Origin of the sequence: Chitinophaga sp. YR627 (assembly GCF_900114995.1) — a bacterium.
In the GTDB taxonomy this organism is placed as follows: domain Bacteria; phylum Bacteroidota; class Bacteroidia; order Chitinophagales; family Chitinophagaceae; genus Chitinophaga.
In genome coordinates this window covers 619,474-634,264 of record NZ_FOUX01000003.1, presented here as the reverse complement: position 1 = coordinate 634,264, position 14,791 = coordinate 619,474, and the positions used below count along the sequence as shown (strand labels likewise).

Sequence of the window (14,791 nt, the reverse complement as noted above, 5' to 3'; positions counted from 1 at the left end):
ATCATTAGAAATTTACAACATAGGCTCCCTGATCCGGAACCGAAAAGAAGCGCAAAGTTAGCACGTAACAATCACTTTTCCACCGTTGAATGTTCCGCAGGGAGTTAGAAGCGTCAAAAATGTAATAGGCTGCGTCAAATATCTTTTCCAATTGTCTGATATCCACATGCGGATTATGTGAAAGTAAAAGATAATCTGTCCGCAACTTTTTCTCCGGACGCAGCTCCGGCAGGATACTATCCACTACCACCAGCCGCTTATTACCGGCAATCAGTACCCTAAAACCGGGAAAAAGACACGCCTCTGCACAGGTCCTGGTCATACCCTGATCAGTAGCGCCATAGAAAACATGTGCCGGCCGCAGGTAACGATCGTATAAAGTATCGGCTATCTCCGCTCCCGCTACACGCCACACCCGGCGCCCCTTCACCATATCCACCACGGTATGCCCTGGTATGTTATAAACAACCATTTTCCGCTGATGTTGTTCACTCAGACGAAGGATCATTCCACCTGCACTCCAGCTGGTCATCGCAACCAGACCTACATACAGGCCCTGTCTCCATTTGTGGATCATCCAGAGCAATAACCCGCCGATACACACATACAGACATAATACACCGAACAGCTGTAGCTGCATATCCCCTGGCAATGCACCTGGCAGATGACCGATCTTACTTACCAGCATATTCATGCACTGCATGATCATCCTTAGTAAGGGCCCCGCAATACCGGCGATAGCAGGGATCCGCCCGGCGATTAACAGCACAATCTCTCCATACAGAACGACCGTCGATAAAGGCACTGCGATCATATTAGCCGGCAGAAAATACAAAGGGAACTGATGAAAATAATAAAGCGATACCGGCAGTGTAAATAGCTGTGCAGCCAATGTCAGGGCAGTCATATCCCACAACCTGTTCAACCATTTATTATCAAACTGCAACTGATGATATAACCTGCGATAAGCAACTACAATACTCAGCACGGCCAGGTAAGACAACTGAAAACCCACATCCAGCAACAATCTGGGTTCATAACACAAGAGCAGGAAGGCAGACGCCGCCAGTGTGTTATATACATTCGTATGCCTGTCCAGTACAAACCTGCCCAGTGTCAGAAACGTAAACATCACCGTCGCACGTAATACAGATGCCGAAGCGCCTGTGAGTAATGTAAATGCCCACAGCAGTGTAATGATCAGTATTCCTTTCAGTATATCAGCGAAACGATGTGCAGGCCACCAGCGCAACAACCATAACAAAGCCCCATATATCAGCGCCAGGTGCATCCCTGAAATAGCGATAATATGAACGATGCCCGTATTCGTATAATCCTGTACCATATCACTGTCCAGATCATACCTGTACCCTATCAGCAAAGCAGCCGCCAATGCAGCTTCACGTCCACCGATATACTGCTGTAATGTCTGCAGACAATACACACGGCCTGCGCTCAGCCACCTTTGCATATAAGATTCCTCCCGCTCCTGCAACAAACGCCAGGCGTCCTGTTGCAGATACACCTGCCGGTAGATCTGCTGCCCGGCACAATAACGCCGATAGTCAAAAGCACCTGGATTACCACTGTGCGAAACCGGTGCTGTCGTACCATTGATCAATAACTGATCTCCCTGTCGCAATCGCAGAGCATTACTCTCCATTTGTAAATACACCAGTAAACGTCCTTTTGCAGGTATACGCGTGTTGCCACTTACAATGTATCGTACCTGCACGATCGTTTTTAAGGTCTTTTTCTTCGCCTGTACGGGCTCTTCCAGCCTTACCTGTAGCAGACTTCCGGGTTTGCTGTTTCTTTCGAAATAATGCCCGTGATAACGTACATCTGATAATAATACCAGCATACAGCCACTACCAGCCACCAGCCATTGTAATACAATACCTCTCCACCAGTCATACCGGTATTGTACAAACACCGGCAATCGTGATGCAGCAAACAGCAATATTCCCGTAAAAGCCAGCGTAGCTAATATTACCGGGAGTTTTAATGACATAAATATTTGTATAAGTATGCCGGCAGATAAACAGATTATCAGGCGCAGAAATGGTGCACCTTTAAGAAAGCTAACAAACATGACGACACTATATGGTTAACCTATTCAAGTAATGAATGTAAGTCTTTCACACATGAAATTTGTTTTTAAGATATGGGAATTATCTACCTGCTTGATAAGTTTATAGCATGAAAAATATTTCTGCAATAAGATGCTTTTTACATATGCATAAATATCATTAATTATTAATTAATTGTTTTACAGCATTATAATAATTACATATTTCCACATCTGTTATTGATTAGTTAACATCTTTTTAATATTTAATATTTATAGTAAACTGCATTACCGGTCACGCTATTTATACACATAAATAGTCGTGTCTTTAATGGTTATTTTGAGGGAAAAGAAAGAGCCTGATCTTCATCAGGCTCTGATCATTTTAAGACGTAACAATACTTCTTTAAGGCATTTATGACATCGTTACATCCCGCCATCGTCAAGCGTTTCCACCAATCGTCAATTAGTTATCCTAACAATATATTTCGACTGTTATAACACCATTTGTTATACTATCCATTTCGTAGATTAAGTGCCTAATTCCTTGTCAGCACTGCGTTTGCCGTCTTTTCTCCTTTTTTATCGTCAATATACACCGTCATTACTTTGATATGATCCCTTATCTACGCCGTTAGTCCTCCGTTTTTGAATGAAGGCTCAACGTAGCAGATCAGGGATAGTATAGGTTTAATAAACCTGTCCAGGTATATTTCCTTCCAGAATCAGTACTTTCCCGCATCCACTTACCTTAGAAAAAGTATAAATTAGTAGATACACTTCAACAGTTTAATCAGATCCAAATGTTACACAAACCCGTTATCCTGCTTATGCTGACAGGCCTTGCCTGCGCCACAGCCACAGCGCAAACTACAGAGACCCTGTTATTGCGCTCCCCGTCTATCAGTCAGCATCAGATTGCATTCAACTATGCAGGTGATATCTGGACCACTGATGAAAATGGCCAACATCCACAACGCATCACAGTCAACCCGGATGTCGAACTGGAACCTATGTTATCTCCGGATGGTAAATGGATCGCCTTTAGCGGTAACTATGAAGGCAATGTCGATCTCTATGTCGTATCCGTTAACGGCGGTATTCCCCGCCGCATCACCCACCACCCGGATGCGGATATCGTACGGGGATGGCATGGCAACGACAAGATCGTTTTTGCATCTACCCGCAACTCATTCTCCATGCGCTTCCAGCAATTGTTTGAAGTCAGCATCAATGGCGGTATGCCGGTTAAATTGAAAATGCCGGAAGCACACCAGGGAAATATCTCTCCCGATGGATTGTATACCGCCTATATCAAAAACCCCGACCCTACAGAAAGGGCAGGCACCTACCGCCCCTTTAAACACTACAGAGGTGGTAACATGCCGAAGATCTGGATCTTCAACAATCAGACAAATACAATCATCGAAATTCCGGATGCCGGCGCCAACAACATCCGTCCCGTATGGATGGGTAATGATGTGTACTTCCTGAGCGACAGAAACGGTACCATGAATATCTTCCGTTATGCTATCTCAGGTAAGACCGTTACACAGATCTCCAATCATAAAGACTATGATGTTAAAACACTGTTCTCTGATGGTAAAACACTCGTGTATGAACAGGCTGGCAGGATCAATAAATGGGACGCTGCTTCCGGTAAAAGCACCGCATTAACCATTAATCTGGAAGCAGACCTTCCTTACAAAAGACCTCATTATATCAACGCTACTGTTGGTGCGCTCAGGAGCGTCAACCTCTCGCCTACCGGCGTTCGTGCAGCAGTAGAATTCCGTGGCGACGTGCTGACCGTTCCAGCAGAAAAAGGCAACGTACGTAACATCACCGCTACACCTGGTGCACATGAGCGTTCTCCAGTATGGTCGCCGGATGGTAAGTCCATTGCCTATTTTTCTGATGCCGGTGGTGAATATGCTTTACACATTCGGGATCAGAAAGCAGAGAAACCCGCACAGATCATTCCGCTGGGTGAAACAAGCTTTTTTTATAGTCCTTTGTGGTCGCCGGACAGCAGGAAAATACTCTTTGCAGATAAGAAATTACGACTGTACTATGTCGATATAGAAAGCAAAAAAGTAACGCAGATCGATGAAGATAGTTACGATCGTCCGGATCAGTCCTTCAGCGCCAACTGGAGTCCTGATTCCCGCTGGATCACCTACAACAAGCGTTTGCCTAACAGTCTGCAGGCAGTCTTCCTCTACAATATTGCTGATAAAAAAAGCAGCCAGGTAACAGATGGGCGTAGTGAAGCAGCAGAACCTGTCTTCAGCAAAAATGGCAAATACATCTTCTTCATCGCGAGTACCAACTACGCACAGAATACCGGCTGGCTGGACATGACATCCTACGAACATCCTGTTCGCAGTAGTATCTATGCAATCGTACTCTCTGCCAATACTCCTTCTCTGCTGGCGCCTGAAAGCGATGATGAGCAGGAGAAGAATGAAAAGGAGGAAAAGTCAGATACGAAATCAGATACAAAAGACTCCTCGAAAACACAGACGGCTATTGACCTTGCGAATATTGACCAGCGTATCGTTGCATTGCCTCTACCTGCTGATGAATATTCACAGCTGAACGGACTTGTTGCCAACAAACTCCTGTATCGCTCTGGCAGTACACTCTACAGCTACGATATTACCAGGCGTAAAAGCGATGTGCTGATGAGCGGTATCGATGGTTATACCGTCAGCCAGAACGGAGAAAAGCTCTTGTATATCGCATCAGGTTCCTGTGGTATCGTTGGCACGGGCAGTAAAGCAAATACAGGCGAAGGAACGTTACAGATAGGGAACGTTCGCACACTTGTCGATCCTGCCGCTGAATGGCCTCAGATGTTTGATGAACTCTGGCGTATTGAAAGAGATTTCTTTTATGTGGATAATATGCATGGCGCCGACTGGAAAGCCGTAAAAAAGAAGTACCAGCGCTTCCTGCCTTATGTTGGGCATCGGGAAGACCTCAACTATCTGTTCAATGAAATGATGAGTGAACTGGTGATCGGTCATGCCTATGTCGGACAGGGTGATGCGCCTAAACCCATTATTGAGCCAGTAGGCTTACTGGGTGCTGACTACAGCATTGAAAACGGGCACTACCGCTTCAAAAAGATCTACTCAGGTCTGAACTGGAATCCACAGTTCAGGGCCCCGCTGACGCAACCGGGCATCAAGGTAAAAGAAGGCGATTATCTTATTGCGGTGAACGGTGTATCTGTCAGCAGCGATACAGAAGTTTACAGCCTGTTTCAGGGTACTGCCGGCAAACAGGTACGTATACTGGTCAATCAGCAACCTGATGCCAATGGTGCAAAAGAATACACGGTGATACCGCTTAATTCTGAAGCTGCATTACGGGAAATGGATTGGGTAGAAGGTAACCGTAAGAAGGTAGATCAGTTAAGCAATGGTAAACTGGCGTATGTCTACATGCCGAATACCGGAGGAGATGGTTACACATATTTCAACCGTTACTATTTCTCGCAGCTGGACAAGAAAGGCGTCATCATCGACGAACGCTTCAACGGCGGCGGTTCTGCGGCTGACTATGTCATAGACCTGCTGAACCGTGATCTGCTGAATTACTGGGGTACACGTGAGGGTTTACCGATGACCACTCCGGGCAATGCCATCTTTGGTCCGAAAGCGATGATCACTAACAGTTATGCCGGCTCTGGCGGCGATCTGATGCCATTCATGTTCCATGAGAAGAAGCTGGGACCGCTGGTAGGTACAACGACCATGGGTATCCTGGTGGGTATCTATAACTACCCGGCGCTGATGGATGGTGGATTTGTTACAGCGCCACGCCTGGGCATCTTCAGTAAAGATGGCAAATGGATCATTGAAAATAAAGGCGTCGCTCCTGATGTGGAGGTCGAAATGACACCGCAGGAGGTGATTGCCGGTAAAGATCCGCAGCTGGAAAAAACAGTGGAACTACTGATGAAGGATATAAAGGAAACACCTGCTGTGAAAAAACCTGCCGGTCCTGTCCGCGCAGAATAAATACAGGCGTTTAAGGCATAAAAACAACAAAGGCGACATCATACCGATGTCGCCTTTGTTTTATAGTCAGAATCCGGCTTTTTACGGCCTTTTTCCGGTTGATCTTACTTATTGCTCAGATACATGCTCTTCTCCTTGTACAGGGTCCTGAAATAAGGGTCCCTGAGATCTTTGATGAAACGGATCGCTTCACCGGTAGATTTCATTTCAGGGCCGAGTTCTTTGTTCACGCCCGGGAATTTGTTGAAGGAGAATACTGGTTCTTTGATCGCAAAACCTTTCAGTTTCTTTTCGATCTTGAAATCAGTCAGTTTGTTAGCACCCAGCATCACTTTGGTAGCGATGTTCAGGTAAGGTACCTGGTATGCTTTTGCGATGAACGGCGTCGTACGGGAAGCACGTGGGTTTGCTTCGATCACGAATACCTGTCCACCTTTGATAGCGAACTGGATGTTGATCAGACCACGGATATCCAGCGCACGTGCGATCTTCTCAGCGTAGTATTCCATGGTAGTTACTTCCATCGGGCTCAGGTTGAACGCTGGCAGTACCGCGTTACTGTCGCCACTGTGGATACCGGCAGGCTCGATGTGTTCCATCACGCCCATTACATGGAAATTCTCACCGTCGAAGATACCGTCGATCTCAGCCTCCTGACAACGATCCAGGAAGTGGTCGATCAGGATCTTGTTACCTGGCAGGTGTTTCAGCAGGCTCAGTACAGAGCTTTCCAGTTCTTCTTCGTTGATCACGATACGCATACGCTGACCACCGAGTACGTAAGAAGGGCGCACAAGTACAGGATAACCTACTTCTTTAGCCACTTCGATCGCGTCGTCAGTGTTGTATGCAGTACCATATTTAGGGAAAGGAATCTTCAGTTCTTCCAGCAGTTCAGAGAAACGGCCACGGTCTTCGGCGATATCCATGTTATCGAAGGATGTACCGATGATCCTGATACCATTTTCTTCCAGGCGTTTAGCCAGCTTCAGCGCTGTCTGTCCACCCAGCTGTACGATCACACCTTCTGGTTTTTCCAGTTCGATGATTTCCCACAGGTGCTCCCAGAATACCGGTTCGAAGTACAGCTTGTTAGCCATATCGAAGTCAGTAGACACGGTCTCAGGGTTACAGTTCACCATGATCGCGTCATAGCCGCATTCCTGGATAGCCTGTAAGCCGTGTGTACAACAGTAGTCAAATTCGATACCCTGACCGATACGGTTAGGACCGGAACCCAGTACGATCACTTTCTTCTTATCAGAAGGTTTGCTTTCGTTTACGGTATCAAATGTGGAGTAGAAATAAGGAGTTACCGCTTCAAACTCAGCTGCGCAGGTATCTACCATTTTATAGGTACGGGTGATACCTAGGGATTTACGTTTTTCGTAAACTTCCTTCTCTTCGCAGTTACCGAACAGGTGAACCAGCTGCATATCGGAGAAGCCCATTCTCTTGGCGTCGCTCAGCATGTCTTTTGTTACTGATTCCAGATCTTGTTCAGCCAGCTGCTTTTCCATGTTCACGATATCGTTGATCTGGTTCAGGAACCACTTGTCGATATAAGTCATCTGGTGGATGTGTTTCACAGAAACACCTTCCATCAGGGCGTCTTTAATACGGAAGATACGATCCCAGGTTGGCGTCTTCAGTCTTTCGAGCAGCTGATCGCTCTTCATTGCTGATTTACCGTAGTAACCGAGACCCAGTGCATCATTTTCCAGACTCTGACAGGCTTTCTGTAAAGCTTCAGTGAAAGTACGTCCGATGGACATTACCTCACCTACGGACTTCATCTGAAGACCCAGGGTCTGGTCAGCACCTTTAAATTTATCGAAGTTCCAGCGTGGCATTTTTACGATCACGTAGTCCAGTGCTGGTTCAAAGAATGCGGAAGTGGTTCTGGTGATCTGGTTTTCCAGTTCATCCAGGCTGTAACCAATTGCCAGTTTTGCGGCGATCTTAGCAATCGGATAACCAGTTGCTTTGGATGCCAGTGCAGAGGAACGGCTCACACGAGGGTTGATCTCGATAGCGATCAGTTCTTCATTTTCAGGATTCAGCGAGAACTGTACGTTACAACCACCGGCAAAGTTACCGAGGTCACGCATCATCATGATCGCTTTGTTACGCATGTCCTGGAAAGCGGTATCGCTCAGGGTCATGGCAGGTGCAACTGTGATGGAGTCTCCTGTGTGAACCCCCATTGGATCGAGGTTTTCCACAGTACAGATGATCACTACGTTGTCATTCTTATCGCGCAGCAGCTCCAGCTCAAATTCTTTCCAACCCAGTACTGCTTTTTCAACCAGTACTTCATGAATCGGAGACGCCTGTAAACCACGTTGCAGTGCTTCATCCAGATCGTCTTTGCTGTGCACGAAACCACCACCGGTACCACCCAGGGTGAAGGAAGGACGGATAACCAGCGGGAATCCGATTTCCTGTGCGAATTCCTTTCCTTCCAGGAAAGAGTTCGCAGTTTTAGCCGGTGCTACCGGCACGCCCAGCTGGATCATCCACTGGCGGAACTGTTCACGGTCTTCTGCCTTATCGATGGCTTTGATATCCACACCTATCAGGCGGACATTGAACTTCTCCCATATACCCAGCTCGTCCACCTCTTTACAGAGGTTCAATGCTGTCTGGCCACCCATGGTAGGCAGTACGGCATCGATCTGTTGCTCCTCCAGTATCTGTTCTATACTTTCTACTGTCAGCGGCAACAGGTACACCTTGTCGGCCATCATAGGGTCAGTCATGATAGTAGCCGGGTTGGAATTGATTAATACTACCCTGATACCTTCCTCACGCAGCGAACGTGCTGCCTGGGAGCCGGAATAGTCAAATTCACAAGCCTGACCAATAATAATAGGACCAGAACCAATAATAAGAACAGATTTGATAGAGGAATCTTTCGGCATTTGCGTATTCTAATTGAAAATTTTAAAACCTAGTCTGATTTTAGTACCATTCTCCGACAAAAAAATCGTGCAAAATTAAGGGTTTCAAAGTTCATTGTGGTAATTAAATTTAACGCTATCGGAAATACAAAGTTTTAAATCCTTTACTGATAAGGGGTTAGCCAAACGAATAATATTAATAAACATATTTATTGCAGCGCATGTAGTGTACTCAAATCCCCTCCTGCAACTTTTCAGGCAGGAACAAAAGCGCCCCGTAAAATCATTATTAATCTCCATCCCACACTATCACATTTCAGAAAAAACATATACTTTTATAGGAGAACAAGCTTTGTCCCGGTCCCAAAATAGATACAACAGATTACATTACAGCACGTTAGACGAATAACAAACAATTTATCCTGTGGAAAATCCTAAAGTGGCTGAAACGCGTATATAATGTGCTTATTTTTTAATATGAAAAACAAGTTATAAGCGTTTGAGGGACATATAGCATTCACATGACATTAAGACAAATTCTGAAGAAAAGAGCCGATCGATCACCATCATTACTAACAACTCTATTTACTTGATCCAAACAACCTAACAAACCCTGATACCATGAAAAAGCTATTATTATTCGGCGTGCTGGCCTGTGCTGTTGCTTTTTACGCCTGTAAAAAAGACGACGACGGTGGCGGTACTGATACCGAACAACCAGAAAAAATTGACACTATCCACCTTGGAGACAGAACAATGCTGGCCACCAAGGTAAAAGTAGCCTTTGGTCTTTATACCCCGGGCGCTATCCCTGCCGCATCCGGCGTAGCCGGATCTCCGGTGCTGACCGAAGATAAAAACATCGTAAACGCCATCAGTGGCCGTTATATCGTCGTAAAACCTAATTTTACCTACTACGAATCCACCATCAAAGGGTTTTATGTTACCATCAATGGTAGCGGCGCACACTTTAAAGTAGATTATTCTGCCAGCCGTGGCTTCTACAGAGAGGCAGCAGGCATGCCTGCCGCACTGGGACGCCAGGGTGACTACATAGATTCTTCCATCATTATCAAGCTGCCTCCCTACATCATCGGAGATACTTTATCCGTAACTTATGCAGCATACGACTCCCTGAACCACATCAGTAATCATGTGAAAGGGCTCGTACGTATTCACAGCCAGAACGGCATTGCTGAATACCAGGATTTTGTAGGCTCATGGAAGGTGAACAGGAGAACTGATGCCAATGGTAAATGGCAGAACTACTATCTGCCGGATACATCCAAAACCAATTTCACCTGTGTGGATGGGAAGGTGCAATATTGCATCAATAGCAACAGCCAATGCTTTGAGGGCATTGCAGCTATCTCAGGCGTGACCAAGTATGACATGATGTTCACAGATCAGAATGAGTTCAGCGAATTATTCTCTGCCAGTGCCACCCGCGTTATCCTGGAAAACTCCACCTGCGACAAGCTGGCTTATGGCACTCAGACGCAGACCAAACTGGAAAAAGGCGGCTGGTCTTTTGACGCAGAGTCCAAAATTCTGACGATCGTAGTTGACAATAATGGCCTGGAATTCGCCAACTTCTATTCTTATTCCGTAAAGTTTCTCGAAATGACTCCGCAGGCGATCACGATCGTAAATACTGCGAATACATCCTATATGGTGGAACTGGTAAAAAAATAACCATGTCTTTATTTCAAAATATTTGAGGGGCTGATCATTACGATCAGCCCCTCTATTTTTCTAAAACACTCCGCATTATTATAAGTTACTCCTTCGCCCGGGTACTCATCACCGCTATACAGATCCCCATCAGTGCAATAATGGAGAATGAGATACGCAGACTGGTCGCCTGTGCCACAAATCCGATCAATGGCGGTCCGGCCAGAAAGCCCAGGTAACCGATCGTAGATACAGCGGCCAGCGCCATACCTGGTGATAAGGTTTTGCTACGTCCGGCAGCACTGTAGACCAGCGGTACAACAGAGGAAACACCAGCACCTACCAGCAGGAAACCGAGAATAGCTGTCGGGAAATAAGGCAGTAATACAGCGATCAGCAAGCCTCCGGCTGTCAGTGCACCACTTATCTGCAACATTCTTTTGAATCCAAAACGGGTGGTCAGCCAGTCGGCCACAAAACGGAAGGCAGCCATCGTACTCATAAAGGCAGTATATCCGAGTCCGGCAGTCTTCTCCGGCGCCCCAATTACTTTTCTGAAATACACCCCACTCCAGTCAAACATTGTCCCTTCACAGATCATGGAACAAAAGGCGATAATACCCAGTATCAGCAATACCTTGTCAGGCCATGCAAACAAAGGGGTCTTCTCCCCCGTTGCCGGTGCATCATGAGATACTGTATGGCGGATAGCCACGGCTACAATGATAACGGCTAATACCATGATCACGAGAAAATGCTGATAAGGCAGGATGCCCAGTGCCGACATACCTGAACCAATGGAGGCTCCGGTAAAACCACCCAGACTCCACAGCCCATGAAACGAAGCCATAATGGAACGGCCATACATCGCTTCTACCAGCACGGCCTGTGTATTCACCGCGATATTGGCCAGGTTGCCACAGAATCCAAACAGTACGAGGCAGGAAAACAGCTGCCAGGCAGTCGATGTAAGACCCAATGTTGGCAGAATAAACGCATACAACAAGCCGGCTGTCATCAGTACATAGCGGCTACCATACCTGCTAACCAGCACACCGGCAACAGGCATGGATAAAATAGATCCGATCGGCAGGGCAAGCAACATTCCTCCCAGTTCACCTTCAGAAAGGTTGAGTTTGTGCTGAATGGCAGGAATTCTTGACGCCCAGCTGGAAAAGCATAATCCTGTAAGAAAAAACAAGGCACTGACGGCTATGCGCGTAATCCTTTTTTGTGAATGACTGACTGTCAACTCCTGTAACATGCTACATTAATTACTTAGAAATACTTAAAAGTTCACTGTTCTACTATCAGATAACATTAATTCCAAGCTGTCGGTAAGGTAAGGCCAGGGATAATCCGGCTTCATCGGTTATAATCGTATCCATTGCTGTTATATGGCACACCTTGTAAGGTTCTGCTGTACCCATTTTATCACCTGTCACCAGTGCTACGACCCTGTTGGCCGATTGCACCATGACATTCTTTACTGCCGCTTCGTCCATATCCGGACCAGTCACACCCACTTCCGGATGCAGACTACACACTCCCATAAAACAGATATCCGCCCGCATTTTTTCAATCATACGGATGGTATCGATCCCTGCGGTAACCTGCGAGCTTTTGAAAAGTCTGCCACCCGTCAGGATCACATCTACTCCCGGATGCTCCATCAGTTGCATCGCGATAGGAATACTGGGAGTGACCACTGTAAGTTGTAAAGACGGAGGAAACAGTTTGGTGAGGGCGTAGGTGGAAGTACCACCATCCATGATAATGGTCTGGCCGTCGCGCAGGAAAGACAATGCCTTGGCAGCAATCGCCTTTTTGTCGTCTTCATGGATGCCGATACGCTCATTAAAAGCATACGGATGAGGAGAGTGAGGAATAGCGCCGCCTCTTACCTTGATCAACAGACCATTCTGAGCCAGCGCCTCCAGATCGCGCCGTACGGTATCTTCAGATACCTGCAGATCATTACTCAGTTCTGTATGCAGCACCTTATGGTCTGTCTGCAACTTCCTGAGGATGTAATCAAAGCGCTCTTCTTTCAGCATATTCTTGCAATTTCCAGCAAAACTACGAAACAATTTGCAATATTATGCCACTTATTCTCAGTAAAAGGCATAAATTTGCACAAAACAGCAAAATATGGCAAGAATTGCAATAGACATGGATGGCGTTATGGCAGATACCACACAGCAGATGATTGACTGGTATGCTAAACGTTATGGCGTACAGGTAGATAAGGACGCTTTATATGGCAAACCGGAGACTACAGGTTTCCCGCATGAAAAGGACATCATCAGGTCTTTCCTTTTTGAACCAGGCTTCTTCAGAACGAAACCGGTGATCAAAGACAGTCAGGAAGTGATCAGGGCTTTACAGGATAAGCATGAGGTATTTATTGTATCAGCAGCGATGGAGTTTCCGGCATCCCTTCCGGAGAAGGTAGAATGGCTGGCGGAGTACTATCCGTTCATTACATGGCAGCATATTGTTTTCTGCGGATCCAAAACGATCGTACAGGCAGATTATATGATAGATGACCATGTGAAGAACCTGCAACCGTTCCAGGGACAGGGACTGATGTTCACTGCACCACATAATGTACACGTAACTGATTTCAAAAGGGTGGATACCTGGCAGGATGTAGCAGGGCTTTTATTGTAAGTCGATCTTCGCCCTGTTGTTGACACTATTATAGGCGTACCCCTCGGGGTCTGTGGCCAGGCCTTTCCAAACTGGCAGGAAGAGCATTTCGTATGCCCTGTGCTCAAAAGCTTCGGCATCAGCAATGCGTTCGTATGTTTCATTACACCACGACAGTTTTTCGTCCGGCGCCAGCTGACGGATCTCTTCCAGTACGGCATCCATAAAAGGTTGCCACCACAGGTCAAGAGTGAGTGCGCCTTCGCGTATCATGATGTGAATGGACGAGGGCAGGAACATATAATCCTCCACTTTTACCAGTGCATGGAGCTGATCACTGTTCAGCTTTGCAGCCACAATATCAGCATACCGCTTTCGGGTAAAAACTTCTTCTACGGCGCCACAAACGGGCATTACCAGATACCATACGGGCGTATCGAACGCATTCGGCAGATAGTTCATTAAAAGGAGATTTATGATAATTTGATTATCATAATAGTAATACACGTAAAACTATAACAATTTTGCTATTCGATAAAAACCCTGAAGATCACAATGTGGCTATTATGGGTTAATCGGTTGTGGAATATTGTTTGGGTGTACTGAGATAGTTAGTTGCGTCTTTCCGGGAATCAGCCTTTTTTTGAACGGGCCTGTTTACGTAATTGTAAAATGTCTTTCTTGGCAAGTTCGAGTCCTTCTTTGATGGATGAATAGCTTTTCAGTAACATGTTGTGCTCTTCAAGTAACTTATAGTACTTCTCTCTGAGTGCCAGCATTTCATCATTTTCAGCCTGACGGGCGTCTTCCAGGGCGCCTGGATGCAGGAAACTGGTGGTAGTCATCTCCAGTGCTCTTACAACCCTGTCCAGCTCTTCTGCGCCGAACACTTCTTTTTCAAACAGGTTGTACATCGTTCTGCGGCTCATTCCCAAACGTTTAGCCAGTCTGGTTTTATTCAGTCCCCGCTCTCCTATCAGCTCCATTAACCGGCCGCCGTGATGTAAGATCGTACTTTCTGTTCCTTTTTCTCCGTTTGCCGATGGGGTACTGTTCCATTCATAAAATTCTTCTGGTGTAACGCCAATGATCTCACAGAATTTCTCCAGTGTACTCCGCTTCATATCACTCTTACGCAAATGATAATGTGCGATCTGGTTGGTAAAACCAGCCATGTCTGCGAAGTCTACTATTTTAACTTTCTTCTGTTTTAATATTTGTTTAAGGCGCTGGCCCATGTGGATTAACCTGGACATGTATGCTATATTTTACTAACAGTGGTTTGCGCTGGTGTGCAATTCATACAATATAATAATAATTTCCATTTCAATGCCATAATTAGAAATTCATATAGACAATATAGTTATCAGCGTGATAATGTCAGTAACACACATTTTTTGGGTAACAATTCCGTACACATTGTGTTTCAATGAGAAATATTGACAGGGGGATTTTTCAGC

At 45.9% G+C, this 14,791-nt stretch carries 9 protein-coding genes; 3 read left to right on the top strand and 6 right to left on the bottom strand.

Going from position 1 to position 14,791, the window contains the following annotated elements; translation table 11 throughout:
• Positions 1-4 precede the first annotated feature (4 nt).
• Positions 5-2,014: a ComEC/Rec2 family competence protein gene (locus tag BMZ72_RS18050; protein ID WP_177222828.1), complete on the bottom strand. Its 2,010-nt coding sequence runs from the start codon at positions 2,012-2,014 to the stop codon at positions 5-7.
• Positions 2,015-2,874: 860 nt separating this feature from the next.
• Here BMZ72_RS18050 and BMZ72_RS18045 point away from each other — a divergent pair.
• Entirely contained in the window at positions 2,875-6,102 is a 3,228-nt protein-coding gene (locus BMZ72_RS18045) for a S41 family peptidase (protein ID WP_089810800.1), read from the top strand.
• 104 nt (positions 6,103-6,206) lie between these two features.
• Here BMZ72_RS18045 and carB read toward each other — a convergent pair whose 3' ends face one another.
• Positions 6,207-9,026, bottom strand: a complete 2,820-nt coding sequence (carB, locus tag BMZ72_RS18040) for a carbamoyl-phosphate synthase large subunit (RefSeq protein ID WP_089810798.1) — start codon at positions 9,024-9,026, stop codon at positions 6,207-6,209.
• Between the two features lie 600 nt (positions 9,027-9,626).
• Here carB and BMZ72_RS18035 point away from each other — a divergent pair.
• The gene (locus BMZ72_RS18035; RefSeq protein WP_089810796.1) at positions 9,627-10,700 is read left to right on the top strand and encodes a hypothetical protein; all 1,074 of its coding nucleotides are present in this window, start codon (positions 9,627-9,629) and stop codon (positions 10,698-10,700) included.
• Between the two features lie 85 nt (positions 10,701-10,785).
• Here BMZ72_RS18035 and BMZ72_RS18030 read toward each other — a convergent pair whose 3' ends face one another.
• Both BMZ72_RS18030 and BMZ72_RS18025 read right to left on the bottom strand, forming a co-directional pair.
• On the bottom strand, positions 10,786-11,943 hold the full coding sequence (locus BMZ72_RS18030) for an MFS transporter (protein WP_089810794.1): 1,158 nt from the start codon (positions 11,941-11,943) through the stop codon (positions 10,786-10,788).
• A gap of 46 nt (positions 11,944-11,989) precedes the next feature.
• Positions 11,990-12,736, bottom strand: a complete 747-nt coding sequence (locus tag BMZ72_RS18025) for a DeoR/GlpR family DNA-binding transcription regulator (protein WP_089810792.1) — start codon at positions 12,734-12,736, stop codon at positions 11,990-11,992.
• A 94-nt stretch (positions 12,737-12,830) separates the two neighbouring features.
• Between BMZ72_RS18025 and BMZ72_RS18020 the strand changes: the two genes are divergently transcribed.
• A complete protein-coding gene (locus tag BMZ72_RS18020) occupies positions 12,831-13,352 on the top strand; it encodes a 5' nucleotidase, NT5C type (protein ID WP_089810791.1) in 522 nt (173 codons plus the stop codon).
• Here BMZ72_RS18020 and BMZ72_RS18015 read toward each other — a convergent pair.
• Together BMZ72_RS18015 and BMZ72_RS18010 are read right to left on the bottom strand one after the other, a co-directional pair.
• Positions 13,344-13,793: a hypothetical protein gene (locus BMZ72_RS18015; protein ID WP_089810789.1), complete on the bottom strand. Its 450-nt coding sequence runs from the start codon at positions 13,791-13,793 to the stop codon at positions 13,344-13,346. The two genes, BMZ72_RS18020 and BMZ72_RS18015, sit on opposite strands and share 9 nt — an antisense overlap.
• A gap of 170 nt (positions 13,794-13,963) precedes the next feature.
• Entirely contained in the window at positions 13,964-14,587 is a 624-nt protein-coding gene (locus tag BMZ72_RS18010; protein ID WP_089810787.1) for a helix-turn-helix transcriptional regulator, read from the bottom strand.
• Positions 14,588-14,791 lie beyond the last annotated feature (204 nt).

Excerpts from the sequence above, each read along its gene's own strand:
- BMZ72_RS18050 (WP_177222828.1), bottom strand. The coding sequence starts at position 2,014 with ATGTCATTAAAACTCCCGGTAATATTAGCTACGCTGGCTTTTACGGGA.
- BMZ72_RS18045 (WP_089810800.1), top strand. The coding sequence starts at position 2,875 with ATGTTACACAAACCCGTTATCCTGCTTATGCTGACAGGCCTTGCCTGC.
- carB (WP_089810798.1), bottom strand. The coding sequence starts at position 9,026 with ATGCCGAAAGATTCCTCTATCAAATCTGTTCTTATTATTGGTTCTGGT.
- BMZ72_RS18035 (WP_089810796.1), top strand. The coding sequence starts at position 9,627 with ATGAAAAAGCTATTATTATTCGGCGTGCTGGCCTGTGCTGTTGCTTTT.
- BMZ72_RS18030 (WP_089810794.1), bottom strand. The coding sequence starts at position 11,943 with ATGTTACAGGAGTTGACAGTCAGTCATTCACAAAAAAGGATTACGCGC.
- BMZ72_RS18025 (WP_089810792.1), bottom strand. The coding sequence starts at position 12,736 with ATGCTGAAAGAAGAGCGCTTTGATTACATCCTCAGGAAGTTGCAGACA.
- BMZ72_RS18020 (WP_089810791.1), top strand. The coding sequence starts at position 12,831 with ATGGCAAGAATTGCAATAGACATGGATGGCGTTATGGCAGATACCACA.
- BMZ72_RS18015 (WP_089810789.1), bottom strand. The coding sequence starts at position 13,793 with ATGAACTATCTGCCGAATGCGTTCGATACGCCCGTATGGTATCTGGTA.
- BMZ72_RS18010 (WP_089810787.1), bottom strand. The coding sequence starts at position 14,587 with ATGTCCAGGTTAATCCACATGGGCCAGCGCCTTAAACAAATATTAAAA.